This window comes from Salinivibrio sp. MA351, from assembly GCF_001996065.1.
In the GTDB taxonomy this organism is placed as follows: Bacteria; Pseudomonadota; Gammaproteobacteria; order Enterobacterales; family Vibrionaceae; genus Salinivibrio; species Salinivibrio costicola.
The window spans coordinates 232,534-250,237 of the sequence record NZ_MUFG01000001.1 but is presented as its reverse complement, the minus strand read 5'-3'; the positions used below and the strand labels follow the sequence as shown (position 1 = coordinate 250,237).

The 17,704-nt window shown below is 50.3% G+C and carries 20 protein-coding genes and 1 pseudogene; 8 read left to right on the top strand and 13 right to left on the bottom strand.

The window, feature by feature from the left end:
• Positions 1-59: 59 nt before the first annotated feature.
• Positions 60-1,916: pseudogene (rpoD, locus tag BZG78_RS01180) on the top strand (RNA polymerase sigma factor RpoD); the annotation flags it as partial.
• Between the two features lie 171 nt (positions 1,917-2,087).
• On the opposite strand, the gene mgtE reads toward rpoD, so the two are convergent.
• The 12 genes from mgtE to BZG78_RS01120 form a co-directional block, all read right to left on the bottom strand.
• Positions 2,088-3,455 carry a magnesium transporter gene (gene mgtE, locus BZG78_RS01175; RefSeq protein WP_021022681.1) on the bottom strand — a complete coding sequence of 456 codons (1,368 nt, stop codon included), beginning with the start codon at positions 3,453-3,455 and terminating at the stop codon, positions 2,088-2,090.
• Between the two features lie 106 nt (positions 3,456-3,561).
• The gene (locus tag BZG78_RS01170; RefSeq protein ID WP_077459902.1) at positions 3,562-3,858 is read right to left on the bottom strand and encodes an HPr family phosphocarrier protein; all 297 of its coding nucleotides are present in this window, start codon (positions 3,856-3,858) and stop codon (positions 3,562-3,564) included.
• On the bottom strand, positions 3,855-4,706 hold the full coding sequence (rapZ, locus tag BZG78_RS01165; protein ID WP_077459901.1) for an RNase adapter RapZ: 852 nt from the start codon (positions 4,704-4,706) through the stop codon (positions 3,855-3,857). Before rapZ ends, BZG78_RS01170 begins: the two co-directional genes overlap by 4 nt.
• Positions 4,707-4,730: 24 nt before the next feature.
• Positions 4,731-5,174 (bottom strand): PTS IIA-like nitrogen regulatory protein PtsN, encoded by a 444-nt coding sequence (gene ptsN / locus BZG78_RS01160; RefSeq protein ID WP_021022678.1) that lies wholly within the window; start codon positions 5,172-5,174, stop codon positions 4,731-4,733.
• Positions 5,175-5,177: 3 nt separating this feature from the next.
• Positions 5,178-5,465 carry a ribosome hibernation promoting factor gene (hpf, locus tag BZG78_RS01155; RefSeq protein WP_021022677.1) on the bottom strand — a complete coding sequence of 96 codons (288 nt, stop codon included), beginning with the start codon at positions 5,463-5,465 and terminating at the stop codon, positions 5,178-5,180.
• 25 nt (positions 5,466-5,490) lie between these two features.
• Entirely contained in the window at positions 5,491-6,960 is a 1,470-nt protein-coding gene (locus BZG78_RS01150; RefSeq protein ID WP_077660147.1) for an RNA polymerase factor sigma-54, read from the bottom strand.
• A 121-nt stretch (positions 6,961-7,081) separates the two neighbouring features.
• Complete coding sequence (lptB, locus tag BZG78_RS01145; RefSeq protein WP_021022675.1) at positions 7,082-7,807, bottom strand: LPS export ABC transporter ATP-binding protein; 726 nt, start codon at positions 7,805-7,807, stop codon at positions 7,082-7,084.
• Positions 7,808-7,815: 8 nt separating this feature from the next.
• Positions 7,816-8,352 carry a lipopolysaccharide transport periplasmic protein LptA gene (gene lptA / locus BZG78_RS01140; RefSeq protein ID WP_077460037.1) on the bottom strand — a complete coding sequence of 179 codons (537 nt, stop codon included), beginning with the start codon at positions 8,350-8,352 and terminating at the stop codon, positions 7,816-7,818.
• Positions 8,333-8,896, bottom strand: a complete 564-nt coding sequence (lptC, locus tag BZG78_RS01135) for an LPS export ABC transporter periplasmic protein LptC (RefSeq protein WP_077459898.1) — start codon at positions 8,894-8,896, stop codon at positions 8,333-8,335. The genes lptA and lptC overlap by 20 nt, the downstream gene beginning before the upstream one ends.
• Entirely contained in the window at positions 8,893-9,453 is a 561-nt protein-coding gene (gene kdsC, locus BZG78_RS01130) for a 3-deoxy-manno-octulosonate-8-phosphatase KdsC (RefSeq protein ID WP_077660146.1), read from the bottom strand. The genes lptC and kdsC overlap by 4 nt, the downstream gene beginning before the upstream one ends.
• Complete coding sequence (gene kdsD / locus BZG78_RS01125) at positions 9,453-10,427, bottom strand: arabinose-5-phosphate isomerase KdsD (RefSeq protein WP_077660145.1); 975 nt, start codon at positions 10,425-10,427, stop codon at positions 9,453-9,455. The genes kdsC and kdsD overlap by 1 nt, the downstream gene beginning before the upstream one ends.
• Before the next feature lie 14 nt (positions 10,428-10,441).
• Positions 10,442-11,404, bottom strand: a complete 963-nt coding sequence (locus BZG78_RS01120; protein ID WP_077660144.1) for a calcium/sodium antiporter — start codon at positions 11,402-11,404, stop codon at positions 10,442-10,444.
• A gap of 492 nt (positions 11,405-11,896) precedes the next feature.
• Here BZG78_RS01120 and mlaF point away from each other — a divergent pair, with 492 nt between their 5' ends.
• Genes mlaF through murA form a run of 7 tightly spaced genes read left to right on the top strand, consistent with a single transcriptional unit; the run spans position 11,897 to position 16,516 of the window.
• Complete coding sequence (gene mlaF, locus BZG78_RS01115; protein ID WP_077660143.1) at positions 11,897-12,697, top strand: phospholipid ABC transporter ATP-binding protein MlaF; 801 nt, start codon at positions 11,897-11,899, stop codon at positions 12,695-12,697.
• Complete coding sequence (gene mlaE, locus BZG78_RS01110) at positions 12,693-13,472, top strand: lipid asymmetry maintenance ABC transporter permease subunit MlaE (protein WP_269087438.1); 780 nt, start codon at positions 12,693-12,695, stop codon at positions 13,470-13,472. Before mlaF ends, mlaE begins: the two co-directional genes overlap by 5 nt.
• 2 nt (positions 13,473-13,474) lie before the next feature.
• A complete protein-coding gene (gene mlaD, locus BZG78_RS01105; RefSeq protein WP_021022667.1) occupies positions 13,475-13,954 on the top strand; it encodes an outer membrane lipid asymmetry maintenance protein MlaD in 480 nt (159 codons plus the stop codon).
• 5 nt (positions 13,955-13,959) lie between these two features.
• Positions 13,960-14,634, top strand: coding sequence for a phospholipid-binding protein MlaC (gene mlaC, locus BZG78_RS01100; RefSeq protein ID WP_077645744.1), 675 nt, complete (start codon positions 13,960-13,962; stop codon positions 14,632-14,634).
• Positions 14,631-14,945: an STAS domain-containing protein gene (locus BZG78_RS01095; protein WP_021022665.1), complete on the top strand. Its 315-nt coding sequence runs from the start codon at positions 14,631-14,633 to the stop codon at positions 14,943-14,945. The genes mlaC and BZG78_RS01095 overlap by 4 nt, the downstream gene beginning before the upstream one ends.
• Before the next feature lie 2 nt (positions 14,946-14,947).
• Complete coding sequence (ibaG, locus tag BZG78_RS01090) at positions 14,948-15,217, top strand: BolA family iron metabolism protein IbaG (RefSeq protein WP_021022664.1); 270 nt, start codon at positions 14,948-14,950, stop codon at positions 15,215-15,217.
• Positions 15,218-15,226: 9 nt separating this feature from the next.
• Entirely contained in the window at positions 15,227-16,516 is a 1,290-nt protein-coding gene (gene murA, locus BZG78_RS01085; protein ID WP_077660142.1) for a UDP-N-acetylglucosamine 1-carboxyvinyltransferase, read from the top strand.
• A gap of 82 nt (positions 16,517-16,598) precedes the next feature.
• Here the strand turns inward: murA and degS are convergent, their stop codons facing one another.
• A complete protein-coding gene (gene degS / locus BZG78_RS01080) occupies positions 16,599-17,669 on the bottom strand; it encodes an outer membrane-stress sensor serine endopeptidase DegS (RefSeq protein WP_077660141.1) in 1,071 nt (356 codons plus the stop codon).
• Between the last annotated feature and the right edge of the window lie 35 nt (positions 17,670-17,704).

The following is a 17,704-nucleotide window of genomic DNA, read 5'->3' as shown; positions in this document are numbered from 1 at the left end:
TTTGTTAAAATTGGCGGTTTGCGTTTCCGCATACTAAATTCTTCACTCAGACCCGAAGTTGGATATCGTCTATGGATCAAAATCCGCAGTCACAGCTAAAGTTGCTTGTCGCAAAAGGCAAGGAGCAAGGCTATCTGACCTATGCCGAAGTTAATGACCACCTCCCGGAAGACATTGTCGATTCCGACCAAATAGAAGACATCATTCAGATGATTAATGACATGGGCATTCAAGTGGTGGAAGCCGCGCCAGATGCCGATGAGTTAATGATGTCAGAAACCGTGGCCGACGAAGATGCAGCAGAAGCCGCGGCGGCAGCTCTATCGAGTGTGGAGAGCGAGATTGGTCGCACCACGGATCCCGTTCGCATGTACATGCGTGAAATGGGGACAGTCGAGCTGTTGACCCGTGAGGGCGAGATCGATATTGCCAAGCGTATCGAAGATGGCATCAATCAGGTGCAGTGTTCGGTGGCGGAATATCCGGCCTCGATTGCTTCACTGCTTGATCAATTCGACAAAGTTGAAGCCGAAGAGCTTCGCTTAACCGACATCATTTCGGGATTTATCGATCCCGAACAGGACAATGTCGCCCCGACCGCGACCCATATCGGCTCCGAGCTCAGTGAAAAAGAGCTGGATGACGAAGATGAAGACGACGACAAAGACGATAGCGACGAAGACGATGAGAGTGAGGAAGATGTCGGTATCGATCCTGAGCTCGCACGTGAAAAGTTCAGCGAATTGCGTCGTACTTATTCGGCAATGGAAACCGCGATTCAGAAGTACGGGCGTTATGACGATCGCACTAAATCATCGATCGAAGAATTGTCTGAGACATTTAAACAGTTCCGTTTGATCCCCAAACAGTTTGATCGTTTGGTAAAAGACATGCGTCAGACCATGGACAAGGTTCGCACCCAAGAGCGTTTGGTGATGCGTCTTTGTGTCGATCAGGCGAAAATGCCGAAGAAAACCTTTGTGCAACTGTTTGGCGGTAACGAGTCGTCAGATGCATGGATTGACCAAGCACTTAATTCAGGCAAGCCTTACGCAGAGCGTGTCGCACGTTACGAAGAAGATCTACGCCGTTGTGTGCAGAAGCTAAAAATTATCGAAGACGAAACTGGCCTGTCGGTCGAGCGTATCAAAGATATTAGCCGTCGCATGTCCATTGGTGAAGCGAAAGCACGCCGTGCCAAGAAAGAAATGGTTGAGGCGAACTTGCGTTTGGTGATTTCGATTGCGAAAAAATACACCAACCGTGGCTTACAATTCTTGGATCTGATTCAAGAAGGTAACATTGGCTTGATGAAAGCGGTGGATAAGTTCGAATACCGCCGTGGTTATAAATTCTCAACCTATGCTACTTGGTGGATTCGTCAGGCGATCACACGCTCGATTGCAGACCAAGCACGGACCATTCGTATTCCGGTGCATATGATTGAGACCATCAACAAGCTCAACCGTATTTCGCGCCAAATGCTGCAGGAAATGGGCCGCGAGCCGTTACCGGAAGAATTGGCAGAGCGGATGCTGATGCCAGAAGATAAAATCCGCAAAGTGCTGAAAATTGCCAAAGAGCCGATCTCGATGGAAACACCGATTGGTGATGATGAAGATTCACACTTAGGTGATTTTATCGAAGACACCACGTTGGAACTGCCTATGGATTCGGCGACGTCGAACAACCTTAAGATGGCAACCAATGATGTCTTAGCCGGTCTTACGCCACGCGAAGCGAAAGTACTGCGTATGCGCTTTGGTATTGAAATGAATACTGACCATACGCTGGAAGAAGTGGGTAAACAGTTTGATGTGACTCGTGAGCGTATTCGTCAGATTGAGGCGAAAGCGCTACGTAAACTTCGTCATCCAAGCCGCTCAGAAACACTGCGCAGCTTCTTGGACGAATAAAGTGATACCTGTTTTAGCGGAAAGCGGTTAAGCGTAACAGCTGTTTAGCACAGCAGCGGTTTAGTGTAATAACAAAAAGGCGAGCCAGTGGCTCGCCTTTTTTTGGGTTTATTGTCGTGATTTTTCTCGTGGACCAACCCCACACATCGTGGCCGATTCACCTTATCTGCGTTAAGTAATAAACAGCGTCGCCAAGCCTAAAAAGGCAAGCAAGCCGACCACATCGGTGATGGTGGTGAGCGCCATGCCGCCCGCTAACGCCGGATCGATATTGTATTTTTTCAGCAATGTCGGTATTGCGACCCCAGCAATGCCCGCGATAAATAGGTTGACCAGCATTGCACCGGAAATAATTAACCCTAACTCAATACTGCCTTTCCAAACCACCACAATGCCACCAATAATAGCGGACCAAATCAGCCCGTTCATCAACCCCACGGTGGCTTCTTTGGCCAGTAACCAGCGGGTGTTGGAATCACCGATATGGCCGACGGCAAGCCCTCGGATCACCAGTGCGACCGTTTGGTTACCCGCTACACCACCCATAGAAGGGACGATGGTCATTAAAACGGCGATTGCCGCCATTTTATCCAGGGTGCCTTCAAACATATTAGAGACGGACGCCGCGGTTAGGGCGGCGAGCACATTGATCCCAAGCCAAATGCTACGACGACGTGCACTTTTAAAAGCCGGTGCAAAGGTGTCTTCCTCGTCATCCAAGCCTGCCATACTCATCATCGAATGCTCGGCATCTTCACGAATAATATCGACGACATCATCAATGGTAATCCGACCGACGAGGTGATTACGCTCGTCGACAACAGGGGCGGAAACCCAGTTACGACGCTCAAACAAATGGGCGACATCGCCATCATCCATGGTGACGCTGATCGCTTCATCAGGATCCTCCATGATGTCAGCAATGGCGACATCCGGCTGATTCACCAAGAGGGCACTGATAGGCAAATTACCGATTAATCGGCCATTGGGATCAATCACGTACAAGGTATCGGTGGTATCGGGTAACTCACCGCGCATGCGCAAATAGCGTAAGACCACGTCCACGGTGACATCATCACGAATAGTGACGACGTCGGTGTTCATGATCCCGCCTGCAGACTCCTCAGGATAGGAAAGGGCTTGTTGCACCCGCGTCCTATCTTGGGCATCCATTTGCGCTAGCACATCTTGAGAAACGTCCTGAGGCAAGCTACGCAGCAAGTAGGCGACATCATCGGTCTCCATGCCCTCGGTGGCTGCCGCAAGCTGATCGGGCGCCATCCGTACCATGATACCGTCTTTAACGTCCTCCGAGAGCTCATCAAGGATTTCCCCCTGATCCTCTGGATCGGTTAATTGCCACAGAACAAGACGCCCTTTTGGCGGCGATGCTTCTAGCAGGTGGGCGGTATCTTCCGGCTCCATGTCCTCAAGCATGCGACGTACGCGTACGAACATCCCTTGCTCAAGGAGTTGAGTGACTTCTTGGAGACGTTGGTGGGTTTGGTTACTTTGTTCTTGTTCTGTTGACTCTGCCATCGGTCACTCCCCCAAATGCAATGACTAAAATTCTAACCCAATCAGGGGTGTCTGTCTCATGACAAATCGGTTGAAGGCGGGAATTGTGGGCAATGAACGCACAGGCTTACGTCGTGGCGTGAGAGGTGACCGTGTCTTCGTCAAATCCCGCATCAAATAACGCTTTGACTGCATCTAGGGCTAACGCTGACTGAGGGCCATCGGCCGACACTGTGATCGTTTCGCCTTGTGCTGATTCGAGCATCAGCATCGCCATCACACTGTCTGCATTAGCGGACTTAGTGTCGGTTTGTAGGGTGACTTGCGCATCATAGTCTTGCACTAACTCAACCAGCTTTATCGCGGCGCGGGCATGGAGGCCAAGGCGATTACGGACACAGACCTGTGCTGACAAGGCGGTCATCCTTGTTGCTCCAACGTGCGATGACGGATTTGCACCTGTTCGCCTAACTCATGAAAATAATCAGATAAGTACTGGGCAACATAGACAGAGCGATGTTTACCACCGGTACAGCCGATTGCTACGGTCACATAACTGCGGTTGTTATTTTTAAGCGCCGGGAGCCAAGACTCTAAAAAGCCCTTAATTTGCGCGATCACCATTGCGACATCTGGCTGAGCGGCAAGAAACATGCGGACGGGTTTTTCTAAGCCAGTATGGGGTCGTAACGTGGGCTCCCAATGCGGGTTGGGTAAAAAGCGAACATCAAACACATAATCGGCATCGGCGGGCAAGCCATGCTTGAAGCCGAACGATTCAAATACCATGACAAGATCGCTGCTGGTGCGGCCAAGCACCAAGGCACGCACAGATTCACTCAAATCGTGGATAGAGAGCCCGGATGTGTTGATAACGCGATCGGCATGAGCTTTTATCGGTGCCATCTGTTGCTTTTCGGCTTGGATCGCTTGCTCAAGTGACAAATTATGTCGCGATAACGGATGCAAACGCCGTGTTTCACTGAATCGTTTGATCAGATCCTTGTCATCCGCATCCAAATAATAAAGTGTCACATCGCAGACTTGTCGTAATGCCTCTAAGGTATCCGCGATCGGCTCTTTCGCATTCGGAAGGTTGCGGATATCTAAACTCACCGCGATTTTGGCGTCGGCGTCATCTTGTGACACGACAAAGTCACGCAGCAAGTTAACGGGTAAATTGTCGACGCAATAGTAGCCAAGATCCTCGAGTACCCTTAGCGCCACTGACTTGCCTGAGCCAGAGCGGCCACTGACAATTTTTAGCATCATAATGTTCCCCGTTAGCCTGATGGCTTATTGCGTAATAATGTTGTAGAGCTCTTGGTCTGAGTCAGCACTGCGAAGTTGACGACATAGCTGTTTATCGTTCAGCTTCTCCGCAATGCTCGAAAGGGTTTGTAAGTGCACCTTACATTGCTCATCGGGTACCAGTAACGCGAATAGCAAATCCACCGGACGTTTATCGACTGCATCAAACTCGATAGGTTCCGCACATTGCAACAACACCCCGATAGCCTGTTGGCTCTCAAGTGTTCGCCCATGTGGGATAGCAATCCCCGCGCCAATGCCTGTGGTGCCGAGTTTTTCACGGCTTAGCATGCATTCAAACAATTTTTGCGCGTTAGTGCCCATTTTATCCGCAGCAACCTGACTAATAATTTCCAGGGCGCGTTTTTTGCTGGAGCAGTGGACAGCACTACGCGTGCAGTCCACTGAAAGTACATCTTTAAGTTCCATAGCCTAATGCTGTTTGAGCTTTTCTTTGTGTTTACTCAGTTGTTTAACCAGTTTATCGGTCAACCCGTCAATGGCCGCATACATGTCTTGCGACTGTGCTTTCGCATGGAGCTCGCCGTTATTTACATGGAGCGTTGCCTCTGCGATTTGGTCAAGCTTTTGAACATTCAGTACAACATGGACATTGTTAATGTGCTCGAAAAAGCGCTCGAGTTTAGCAAATTTGGTTTCCACATACTCGCGCAATGGTGGCGTGATGTCGACAGACTGTCCAGTCAGGTTGATTTGCATACACATTTTCCTTCTGTTGAGGCGTCTACAATAGACGCTTGCGCTGGTTTGACGGCGCAATGCCAAGTGACTCTCGGTACTTGGCAATGGTCCGTCTTGCAACTTTAATGCCTTGCTCGGCCAGCAATGCGGCAATCTTGCTATCACTGAGTGGCTTGTTTGCCGGCTCGTCAGCGACCAATTTTTTTATGAAGGCGCGAATCGCCGTCGATGAGCATTCACCGCCATTGTCGGTGCTCACATGGCTGGAGAAAAAGTATTTCAGCTCGAAAATACCGCGAGGCGTATGCATATACTTTTGTGTGGTGACACGGGAAATGGTCGACTCGTGCATATCCACATCAAGGGCAATATCATTCAAGACCATGGGCTTCATGGCCTCCTCGCCGTATTCAAAAAAGTCATGTTGGTGCTCAACGATACAGCGCGTCACCTTAAGTAAGGTGTCATTGCGGCTTTCCAAGCTCTTAATCAGCCATTTTGCTTCTTGTAAGTGTGAACGAATAAATTGGCCATCAGATGCACTGCAGCCATTGCGTCCGTAAGCGGCATATTGCTCGTTCACTTTCAGTTTAGGCACACTATCTGGGTTAATTTGTACCACCCATTGGCCTTGGTGTTTAAACACGGATACATCAGGGACCACGTACTCAGCTTCGTTGGTGACAATTAAGTTACCCGGGCGAGGCTCTAAACTGTGGATGAGCTGCATCACCGCTTTAAGCTCCGGCTCTTTTAGACGGGTTTCTCGCATGAGTTGGCGATAATCGCGATTGGCAAGTAAGTCCATATGCTCGGTCAAGACCTTGCGCGCGTCTGCCAGCCAGGGTGTATTGTCATCATAGGTGGCCAGTTGCAGCATTAAACATTCTTGCAGTGAACGCGCCGCAATCCCCAGAGGATCAAAGTGCTGGACGCGTTTAAGCACCGCTTCAACTTCATCCAGTTCAATATCATCACTGCCGAGGCTATCTAAAATATCCTCGGTACTGACTGAGAGATAGCCTTGGTCATCCACCGCATCAATGATAGCCATGGCAATCACGTGATCGTTTTCGGAAAATGGCGTGAGCTCAAGCTGCCATTTTAAATAGTCATATAGCGTCTGCGTGGTTTCGCCTTGATAAACGGGCTGATCATCATATCCACCCACACCGGTACTGCCGGTGCCAGCAGAGTATAAGTGGTCCCACGTCGTATCAACTGGGAGATCATCCGGCATTTCGTTTTTTTCGAACGCATCGGATGTTTCCATGGTATCGGCACTGGCGGTTGCCGTTTCTTGTGAGGCCGCATGCTGATCGTGCTGACTATCACTTTGATCCGTGTCTTGCTCTTGGCCTTCGTCATGTTCCAATAGAGGGTTGGATTCCAACGCTTCTTGGATCTCTTGTTGCAAATCCAACGTCGACAGCTGCAACAGACGAATCGCCTGTTGCAGTTGTGGTGTCATTGCGAGTTGTTGTCCAAGCTTAAGCTGAAGCGTGGGTTTCATAGAGGCTTTACACCTTTCCTTTTTCAACGACCAAAGAGGTTAAAAACGCTTGCTCTGGTCAACAGAGCAAGCGCTTTATTTAACTATAGCCTTGATTGGCATTTTTTAGCGTGAGCCGATCCTACAATTTGAACTGATCGCCCAAGTAAACCCGTTTAACGTGATCATCATTGAGCACCTCATCAGGCGTGCCGTGTGCAATCAAGTGACCTTGGCTGACAATGTAAGCGTGCTCACAGACACTGAGCGTCTCGCGTACATTGTGATCAGTGATGAGCACACCGAGACCACGGTCACGTAAGTGTTCAATGATTTTTTTTATATCGATAACCGAAATCGGGTCAACCCCAGCGAAGGGCTCATCAAGCAAAATAAATTTAGGGTTCGCGGCGAGGGCGCGCGCAATTTCAACCCGTCGGCGTTCGCCCCCAGAAAGCGCCATGCCTAAGCTGTCACGAATATGTTGGATATTAAACTCGTCTAACAAGTCTTCGGCTTTGTCCTGACGCTCTTCTTTAGTCAAGGATTTACGCGTTTGTAGCACCGCCATGAGATTATCGTAGACGCTGAGTTTACGAAATATCGACGCTTCTTGCGGTAAGTAACCGATCCCCAAGCGAGAGCGATTGTGCATGGGTTGAATGCTGATGTCTTTATCATCGATATAAATCGCCCCCTCATCACGGGCCACTAAACCCACAATCATATAAAATGAGGTGGTTTTTCCCGCACCATTCGGGCCAAGCAGACCGACGATTTCACCGGATTTCACTTCCAAGCTTACATCGGCGACGACCTTTCGCCCTTTATAACTCTTTGCCAAGTTGGCCGCTGTCAGTGTTGCCATGTGGCCTCTTATTCCGCGTCTGACTCAGATGAATCGTTATTGGATGAATTTTTTTTACTTGTCGGCTGTAAAATCGTGGTGACCCGTTTGTTGCTATCACTCTCGGCAACCAATTGTTGTTTGTCGATTTCGTAGGTGATCACATTGCCCTCTACCTGGTTGCCACTTTGCTCGAGCATCGCATTGGTCGACATTTTGAGATATTCATTACCGACTTCATAACGCAGTTTGTTCGCTTCGCCATGAATCTGTTTGCCGTCATCCATGGTTTGCTCAAAGGTTGCCGGTTTACCATAGGCTTCGATGGTTTCACTGCCATCTTTCCCCTCCGGGCGGATAACGATCAGTTTATCGGCCAAGATTTTAATGCTGCCTTGGGTGAGCACGACATCTTGTGTGAAGGTCACCGTATTGGTGGCCATGTCCAAATGCTGACTTTCAGATTGAATGTGAATAGGTTGCTCGGTGTCGCTACTCAGCGCTAGTGAGTAGTGCGAAAATAGCAACATCGCACCTGCTAGTGCTTTAACGAGGGGTCGTTTCATATCGGCCTTTAACATCGTCTAACAATTCCATCTGGTGGCTACCGAAGTTGCCCTTCACGCGTTTTCCTGTGGTTTGAAAACGGGTGCCCGTGATGGTGGTAGGACTATCGGACCAAAAATCTCGTGTTGTGAGGTTTAAGGTCACAGAGTCGGTGGTTACCGAATCAATTTGTGCATTCGGCAGTAAATTAAAAATACGGACATTGCCCGTCATAGTGAGCAGGTGCTCGTCCGATAAAACGGCGTAGTTTGCGCTCACACGCCACTCTTCATCTTGGCCGTCTTGATAGGTCCAAAGTACAGGCTCATTAAAATGGGTCTCATCGATTTTGGCGTAGTGCTCAAGATGCTTGGCTTCAACGGTATAACTACGCACACCGTCAGCAGTATACTGCACCGTTTCAATGTCTTCGCCGGTAAACAAAGGCTTTTCTGCATCAGGGGTGACCTGTTGCACCTTTTGCCAACGGTGCTGGGCCAATAGGTAATAGCCGCTGAGTGCACAAAGCACGATCAGTAAAAGCAGGCCTAGCCGCCGAGTCATACACTCAAACCTTTGTGTTGATCGAGCTCGCCACGGGCTTCTAGCAGCAAATCACAGACCTCTCTCACCGCGCCAAACCCACCACCAATGTGGGTGACATGATCAGCACGCGATTTTAGCAGTGGGTGGCCATCTGCGACGCAACAAGACAGCCCCACTTTTTCCATCACTGGCCAGTCAATCAAATCGTCACCAATATAAGCTGTGTGTGCGGGAAGTACATCACAGTGCGAACACAAATCTTGGTACGCGGCTAACTTGTCGCTTTGGCCTTGATACACATGTTTGACACCCAGTGCGCGCATTCGGTTCTCAACGATCTGAGATTGGCGGCCTGTAATGACAGCAACTTCAATCCCGGCGTTCATCAATGATTTTATGCCGTAGCCGTCGCGGGTATGGAACGCTTTGAGTTCTTCGCCTTGATTGCCCATATAGACGCGACCATCAGAAAAAACCCCATCAATATCACAGATGAGTAATTGAATGGCAGCGGCACGCTGGAATACGTCGGTGGCGATAGGGCCGTACAGCGTTTCAATTACGGTAGAGGCCATTAGATCACTCCGGCTTTTAAAAGATCATGCATGTTAAGGGCGCCAAGCAGCTGGCCGTCTTTGGCAACCAACAACCCGTTAATTTTTCGCTCTTCCATGAGTTTAAGTCCTTCTGCCGCAAGCAACTCCGGTTCAATCGTCACCGGGCCTTTTGACATCACCGAGCCAATGGTGGTGGTATGCAAATCAATCCGCATATCTAACAAGCGGCGTAAGTCACCGTCGGTAAAAATGCCGGTCAGCTGTTGATCAGCATCGACGATAGCGGTCATCCCCAAGCCCTTTTCAGACACTTCTAATAAAGCATCGCGCACGGTGGCTGTTTCGGGCACCACGGGTAAACGCGCGCCTTGATGCATCAAATCACTGATGCGCAGTAACAGCTTGCGTCCTAATGCACCGCCCGGGTGCGAAAGCGCAAAGTCATTCGCGGTAAAGCCCCTTGCTTGCATCAAGGCCATGGCAAGGGCATCGCCCATTACTAAGGTGGCAGTGGTGCTCGAGGTAGGAGCTAATGCCAGTGGGCAGGCTTCTTGCGGGACATGAATGTTAAGATTCACTTTTGCTAACTGCCCCATGCTAGATTGCGCATTGCCCGTCATACAGACTAACGGAATGCCCAAGCGTTTAATCACGGGTAGCAAGGTTAATATCTCACCGGCCTCGCCGGAATTAGAGATCGCGAGCACCACATCGCCTTGGTTGATCATACCTAAATCACCATGGCTTGCTTCGCCAGGATGGACAAAAAACGCAGGCGTTCCAGTGCTGGCGAGGGTGGCAGCAATTTTTTTGCCAATATGGCCTGACTTACCCATTCCCATCACCACCACTTTGCCGGTGGCGTTTAGCATCAGCTGGCAAGCCGCCTCAAAACGATCATCAATGGCGGCTTTTAATTGTGCAATCGCGTCTTGCTCAATGTTAAGGACATCCAGCCCGGCGCGGCGAAAGTCAAAACTGTATTCACTCATTGTACTGTGTCCGTTTAGGCGGCAGCGTTAATAAATAGGTAACTTTGGTAACCGATATAACAAAGTAAGAAAATGGCGCCTTCGATGCGATTAATACTGCGTGATTTGCCCAACGCAAACACCAGCAACATAATAGACAGCACCAGCATAATATAATAATCACGACTCATGGCATATTCGCTGATCGCTGAGGGGTTGAGCAACCCAGGAATGGCCATGACCGCGAGAATATTAAACACATTCGAGCCGATGATATTACCCACCGCCAAATCATCTTCACCCTTCATGACGCCGGCAATCGAAGCGGCAAGCTCAGGAAGGCTGGTGCCAATGGCGATAATGGTCAAGCCAATCACCAGATCACTCATGCCAAAATACTGAGCGATGGTAACCGCGGAGTCGACCACTTGATCCGATGACAGCAACAGTAAAGGCAAGCCGATAATAATCCATATCGCCGCTTTCAGGTTGCTAACATCCTTAGGAATGTCAGACTGCTGATCGGCCAATATTGGGTCGGAATCACCTGAATCTTTACCAATTTTAATCATCATTAAAATAAAGATCACAAACAGTGTGATCAGTCCCACCCCTTCGAAAAACCCTAGATGATTATTCCAAAGCAAGGCCCCCGCGAGGACGGTGACCCCAAGCATCAGTGGCAGTTCACGGCGAATAATGGTCGACCCAATCGACAGCGGCTTGATCAGCGCGGTAAAACCAAGAATAAGCGCTATGTTGGCGATATTTGAGCCTAAAACGTTCCCCACTGCGGTATCGGTTTTATCGGCGAGGGCAGCGTTGGCAGATACCATCATTTCCGGTGCCGACGATCCCATGGCGAGAATCGTCATGCCGATGATTAAAGGCGAAACGCCGTAGTTTTTCGCGATTGCAGCCGCGCCAAAGACCAGTCGATCGGCACTCCATACCAGCACGATGAGTCCAACAATGAGTATGGCAACCGCTATAACCATGACACCTATCCTTTGCGTTGTGAATTTGGTTCAAATGAGGGGCAATTCTGACGGTTAAAGGGGGAAATGTGAAGCAAAAAGCCCCCATGTGAGTTATCAATTCCGGCATTTTCTACCCACTGACTTACGGATACGATAAAGATGGTTCACCATGAAGCGGGTTGCTGTGACAGGATCATCTTGATGTTGCCGCCGTGGAACGGCCACCGATAAACGGCCGCCTGCTCGCGATTAACGATTGCGCCACGGTTAAGGTTTGTATCGCAGCTAAGGCTGGTATCGTCGCCAAGGCTTATATCGCGGCTAAGTCGCGTCACAGGGCAAGGGGCGCACATTGACCTCGTCTTGACATATAAACCGTTTCTTGGCTGCTATTATCAGGGATGGGTCACGTCCTGCTTGGCCCGATACGCAGGCTGGCTTGTGTTAGGCGGGGTGACACCTTATTATCAGCCACTTCATTTTGTTCCTTTCCAACCATGAGATGCGGCCATGGCAGCAAAGAGCCTGATAGATATCAATGGGATGACATTCTCACGGGGTGACCGATGCATTTTTGATCATGTCGACTTGCAGGTACCACGTGGGCAAATCACCGCCATTATGGGGCCCTCAGGTATCGGTAAAACCACGTTATTACGCTTGATCGCCGGCCAGCTAAAGCCAGACGCCGGTGATATTGTTTTTGATGGCCATTCCATTCCCTCGCTAGGGCGTCGCCAATTATTCGATGTCCGCCAGCGCATGAGTATGCTCTTCCAATCAGGCGCCCTGTTTACCGATATGTCGGTATTCGATAATGTTGCCTTCCCGCTGCGCGAACACACAGACTTGGATGAATCCATGATTCATACCATTGTAATGCTAAAGCTTGAGGCGGTGGGATTAAGAGGGGCTGCCGCATTAATGCCCAGCGATCTCTCAGGCGGTATGGCCCGTCGAGCGGCTCTGGCCCGTTCAATTGCCCTTGATCCAGAGCTCATTTTGTTTGATGAACCCTTTGTAGGACAAGATCCCATTACCATGGGCGTGCTGGTGACCTTGATTCGTCAACTCAACCAAGCACTCGGGCTAACGTGTGTGGTCGTTTCACATGACGTGCCTGAAGTGATGAGCATTGCCGATAAAGTGTATCTTTTGGCCGATAGCCGTATTATCGCCAGTGGATCGCCGCAATCGTTGCGAGATAATCCAGACCCTTGGGTGCAGCAGTTTTTAGAAGGGCATGCCGATGGACCCGTGCCATTTCGTTATCCCGCGGGTGAGTTAAAGCAGGAGATTTTCGGTGATTAAAACACAAATCGCGGACATGGGTCGTCGAACCATGCGTGTGGCCGAGTCAATGGGCCGCGCCACCTTTGTGATGACCGGTGCGCTGGTGGGGCGTCCTCAACCGAGTAAAACCTTCCCACTGCTTATTCAACAACTCTATTCTGTCGGAGTACGCTCACTCGCGATCATTATTGTCTCCGGGTTATTTATCGGCATGGTATTAAGCCTGCAAGGGTATTTAGTCTTGTCGGACTTTGGTGCCGAGACCAGCCTTGGGCAAATGGTTGCTTTATCGCTACTGCGCGAGCTTGGCCCTGTGGTCACAGCACTGCTATTTGCTGGGCGGGCGGGATCCGCGCTGACCGCTGAAATTGGCTTGATGAAAGCCACCGAGCAGCTATCGAGTTTAGAAATGATGGCGGTTGATCCGCTGCGTCGTGTCATTGCGCCCCGGTTTTGGGCCGGCGTCATCGCCATGCCTTTACTGGCGGTGATCTTTATGCTGGTCGGGATTTGGGGCGGCGAGCTGGTCGGGGTAGACTGGAAAGGCATTGATCATGGCAGCTTTTGGTCGGTGATGCAGGCATCGGTCGACCTTGGCTACGATGTGGGTAACGCGCTGATCAAAAGCCTCGTTTTTGCTATCGCCGTGACCTGGATTGCACTTTTTAACGGTTATGATGCCACGCCAACCTCGGAAGGGATCAGCCGCGCGACCACACGTACTGTGGTACATTCATCGCTGGCCGTACTCGGCCTAGACTTTGTCCTTACTGCACTCATGTTTGGGAATTAATCATGCAACAGAGTCGTAAAACAGAATTTTGGGTAGGCTGCTTTGTGATCGCAGGGATTGCAGCGCTATTAGCCCTTGCGTTTCAAGTCGCCGATGTTCAGCGTTGGGGGCGGGCAGACACCTACACCCTCACCGCTGAGTTTGACAATATTGGTGGGTTAAAAGTGCGCTCCCCTGTCAAAGTGGGGGGCGTTACTGTTGGCCAGGTAACGGATATTTCGCTCAATCCAGACACCTATGTCCCACAAGTGACACTGCAAATCAGTGAAGAAGCGGGACGTTTCCCGGAATCGAGCTCGGCGTCGATCTACACTGCAGGGCTGCTGGGCGAGCAATATATCGGTATTACCCCAGGGTTTGTCGATGAAGCGCTCGGCATTGGCTATTTAGAGGCGGGAGAAAAAATCCAAGACACCAAGTCGGCCCTTGTCTTAGAAGATTTGATTGGTCAGTTCCTCTACAGTATGGGTGACAAGGAGTAAATGGCATGAGAAAGACACTTATCGCATTAGGCTCGGCGCTGAGCTTGATGTTAGTCAGCCTTGGACAGACGGTACAGGCCAGTGAGCCGGTCGACCAATCCAACCCATATCAGCTGATCGAACAAGTCGCAGAGAATACGTTTTCGCGCATACGCAAAGATCGTACCTTGCTCCGCGCTGATCCCGATTTATTACGTGATGTCGTCAAAGACGAACTCCTACCTTATATCCATACGCGCTATGCGGCGTCGCTGATATTAGGCGCCCAGTATTATCGCAAGGCAACGCCTGAACAGCGCGATGCATTTACCGAGGCCTTCACCGAGTACATGATTGCCTCCTATGCACAGATTTTACTCGAATATGACGACCAAACCATTGAGGTTCAAAAGGATAAACCGATTGATCCGAATGATAAAATTGTCAAAGTTCGCGTCGATATGACTGACGCATCACGTCCGCCTATTCGTCTGGATTTTAGCTTACGTAAAAATACGCGGACAGGAAATTGGCAAGCGTATGACGTGACGGCTGAAGGAGTCAGTATGATCCAATCGAAGCAGTCTGAGTGGAAGACACCACTGCGTCGTGATGGTATTGATGCCGTGGTCGAACAATTAAAAGAGATCGCCAAGCGGCCCATCCGTCGTGAAGATAAGCAAAAACAGGATGCATCATGAGCGTCAACTTGACGGCTGGCAGCGAGCAGCACTATCACTTGTCAGGACGGCTTGATCGTGACACAGTGCCTGCCTTTTGGCGTCAGCGTCACCAATGGATCCCAACCGATAACGCCTTAACGTTAGACTTAAGTGCGTTATCACGTGTGGATTCAGCAGGAATGGCGATGTTGCTCCACCTTGATCGTACGCTGCGTCATCAAGGACAGCAGGTACGGTATCAAGGGATGCCTGAACAGCTAAAACTATTGTTAACGCTGAGTAATTTAGACACATTTTTTGACGATGCGGAGCATCAACAAGGAGTTTAAACGTGGAAGCAAGCGACGTTAAAGCCATTTTAGAGGCCGCTTTTTCAGAACAGGCTCAGTCAGTGGACGAGCTGCATGTGAAAGGTGATGGCAGCCACTTTGAGGTCATCGCTGTTGCAGAGATGTTTGACGGTATGTCACGCGTAAAAAAGCAACAAACGATCTATGGTCCGCTAACGGATCACATTGCGCGTAATGATATTCATGCGGTCAGCATTAAAGCGATGACACCGGCTGAGTGGGCACGCGATAAAAAGCTGATGCAGTTGTAAGAGGATATGATGCAAAAGTTTCGAGTGACGGGCAATGGCCCGCTTAAAGGTGATGTGGCCATTTCTGGCGCAAAAAATGCCGCCCTCCCGATTTTATTTGCTTCATTACTGGCTGAAGAGCCAGTCGAAGTCGCGAATGTCCCTAAGTTACGCGATATTGACACAACGATGGCCCTGTTATCACGCTTAGGGGCCAAGGTGAGTCGCAACGGGTCAGTGCATGTTGATGCCAGTGAGATTACTGAGCTCTGTGCGCCTTATGATCTCGTGAAAACCATGCGTGCGTCTATTTGGGCACTTGGGCCGTTAGTCGCTCGCTTCGGTAAAGGCGAAGTGTCTTTGCCTGGCGGTTGTGCGATTGGCGCGCGGCCCGTGGATTTGCACATTAACGGCCTTGAACAGCTCGGTGCCACCATCACATTGGATGAGGGCTATGTGCGTGCAACCGTCGATGGTCGCTTGCAAGGCGCGCATATCGTGATGGACAAAGTCAGCGTCGGCGCGACAGTCACCATCATGAGTGCGGCGACGTTAGCGCAAGGTACCACGGTGATTGAAAACGCGGCGCGTGAGCCAGAAATTGTCGATACGGCCAAGTTCCTCAACATGTTGGGGGCAAACGTCACGGGGGCAGGCACCGATCGCATTGAGATTGAAGGCGTAGAGCGTCTTGGCGGCGGTAAGCACACCGTGGTGGCAGATCGCATTGAAACCGGCACCTTCTTAGTCGCGGCCGCGGTGTCTGGCGGGCATATTGTGTGTCGCCATACCTCGCCAGAGTTACTCGAAGCGGTCCTTCATAAGTTGGAAGAAGCCGGTGCCAAGGTAGTAACGGGTGATGACTTTATCGAATTAGACATGACAGACCGCGAGCTCAAAGCTGTGAACGTGCGTACCGCGCCACATCCGGGCTTTCCAACCGATATGCAAGCTCAGTTTAGCTTGCTGAACTTGGTGGCCAAAGGCACTGGAATAATCACCGAAACCATCTTTGAAAACCGCTTTATGCATGTGCCGGAATTACAACGTATGGGCGCTCATGCAGAGATTGAAGGCAATACCGTGATCTGTGGTGACACCGATAGCCTAAGTGGGGCACAAGTGATGGCGACGGATCTGCGCGCCTCTGCCAGCTTGGTGATTGCCGGCTGTATTGCAAAGGGCGAAACCTTGGTGGATCGTATTTATCATATCGATAGAGGCTATGAGCGTATCGAAGATAAACTGCAGGCCTTAGGAGCTAAAATCGAGCGCATTGACGCCGATGAAGTGAACGAGTCCAGTGATATCGCAGGCTAATTGGCCTTCATGCTTAACACAAAAAACGCCAGCCCTCACAGGCTGGCGTTTTTTATGGGCGCCTATTTTCGCTATGCGTTGATTAACGCTGCTGGCGTTCATCGCCCACTTTGACCGGCAAGGTCAGGGTTTCACCGTCTCTGATCAGCGTAATGTTAAGCGTTGAGCCAGGGCGTGTATCGGTCACCATATCCATCGCACCGCGTGCACCGCGCACGGGCTTGTCGTTAATTTGAATAATCAAATCTTGAGGCTGAATCCCCGCTTTTTCTGCAGGTCCGTCTTTATCAAGCCCAGCGACCATGACCCCACGTTGCTGCTCGGCATCTAATAATCGGGCCATCACCGGGTTTACATCACGACCATCAATGCCAATATAGCCGCGGATCACTCGGCCATCGGCAATCAGTTTATTCATGATTTTTGCGGTTAAACGGTAAGGGATCGCGAAGGAAATGCCATAGGTTTCAAGGTCGGTTGCTTGTTGAAAAGAGGCGGTATTGATGCCGACGAGCTCACCGCGACTGTTTACCAGCGCCCCGCCAGAGTTCCCTCTGTTAATGGCCGCGTCGGTTTGGAGAAAATCCTGGCGACCATAAAAGCTCATCCCGGTCCGGCCGGTAGCCGAAATGATGCCATAGGTGGTGGTTTGCCCTAAATTATACGGATTGCCGATGGCGAGCACGGTATCGCCCACCGTGGGTTGATAATTTTGATTGACTGGGATCACGGGGAGATTGTCTGCTTGAATTTTAAGCACGGCTAAATCCGTACGCTGATCTTTACCCACCATCTGTGCCGTGAAAATGCGCCCATCTTGCAAGGCGACGATCACTTGGTCGGCTTCGGCGACAACATGATAGTTGGTGACGATATAGCCTTTAGCGCTCATGAGCACCCCAGAGCCTAACCCTTGGGTATTAAGCTCTAATTTATCGTTACCGGTATAATTACGGGTGTAGATATTGACCACCGCTGGCGATGCGCGTTTAACCGCATAGCTAAATGACACCAGTTCTGCCGTGTCTTGGCCGTCGCTTTCAATAAAAGACAGTTCGGATAACACGCCCGAGCGCAAATCAGGCACCGCGACTAATAGCAAGGCAGCCGTGACTAGGCCAATAATCACGGAACGAACAAGTAAAGCCAGCATAAACAATGCCATCCTCAAGCAAAACAAAGCGAGGC

What these genes read in the sequence shown, in the direction of transcription:
- BZG78_RS01120 (WP_077660144.1), bottom strand. Translation starts at nt 11,404, where the DNA reads ATGGTTATAGCGGTTGCCATACTCATTGTTGGACTCATCGTGCTGGTA.
- ptsN (WP_021022678.1), bottom strand. Translation starts at nt 5,174, where the DNA reads ATGGAACTTAAAGATGTACTTTCAGTGGACTGCACGCGTAGTGCTGTC.
- mlaC (WP_077645744.1), top strand. Translation starts at nt 13,960, where the DNA reads ATGAGAAAGACACTTATCGCATTAGGCTCGGCGCTGAGCTTGATGTTA.
- kdsD (WP_077660145.1), bottom strand. Translation starts at nt 10,427, where the DNA reads ATGAGTGAATACAGTTTTGACTTTCGCCGCGCCGGGCTGGATGTCCTT.
- hpf (WP_021022677.1), bottom strand. Translation starts at nt 5,465, where the DNA reads ATGCAAATCAACCTGACTGGACAGTCTGTCGACATCACGCCACCATTG.
- lptC (WP_077459898.1), bottom strand. Translation starts at nt 8,896, where the DNA reads ATGACTCGGCGGCTAGGCCTGCTTTTACTGATCGTGCTTTGTGCACTC.
- mgtE (WP_021022681.1), bottom strand. Translation starts at nt 3,455, where the DNA reads ATGGCAGAGTCAACAGAACAAGAACAAAGTAACCAAACCCACCAACGT.
- lptA (WP_077460037.1), bottom strand. Translation starts at nt 8,352, where the DNA reads ATGAAACGACCCCTCGTTAAAGCACTAGCAGGTGCGATGTTGCTATTT.
- degS (WP_077660141.1), bottom strand. Translation starts at nt 17,669, where the DNA reads ATGCTGGCTTTACTTGTTCGTTCCGTGATTATTGGCCTAGTCACGGCT.
- lptB (WP_021022675.1), bottom strand. Translation starts at nt 7,807, where the DNA reads ATGGCAACACTGACAGCGGCCAACTTGGCAAAGAGTTATAAAGGGCGA.
- BZG78_RS01170 (WP_077459902.1), bottom strand. Translation starts at nt 3,858, where the DNA reads ATGACCGCCTTGTCAGCACAGGTCTGTGTCCGTAATCGCCTTGGCCTC.
- kdsC (WP_077660146.1), bottom strand. Translation starts at nt 9,453, where the DNA reads ATGGCCTCTACCGTAATTGAAACGCTGTACGGCCCTATCGCCACCGAC.
- murA (WP_077660142.1), top strand. Translation starts at nt 15,227, where the DNA reads ATGCAAAAGTTTCGAGTGACGGGCAATGGCCCGCTTAAAGGTGATGTG.
- rapZ (WP_077459901.1), bottom strand. Translation starts at nt 4,706, where the DNA reads ATGATGCTAAAAATTGTCAGTGGCCGCTCTGGCTCAGGCAAGTCAGTG.
- mlaF (WP_077660143.1), top strand. Translation starts at nt 11,897, where the DNA reads ATGGCAGCAAAGAGCCTGATAGATATCAATGGGATGACATTCTCACGG.
- mlaD (WP_021022667.1), top strand. Translation starts at nt 13,475, where the DNA reads ATGCAACAGAGTCGTAAAACAGAATTTTGGGTAGGCTGCTTTGTGATC.
- BZG78_RS01150 (WP_077660147.1), bottom strand. Translation starts at nt 6,960, where the DNA reads ATGAAACCCACGCTTCAGCTTAAGCTTGGACAACAACTCGCAATGACA.
- BZG78_RS01095 (WP_021022665.1), top strand. Translation starts at nt 14,631, where the DNA reads ATGAGCGTCAACTTGACGGCTGGCAGCGAGCAGCACTATCACTTGTCA.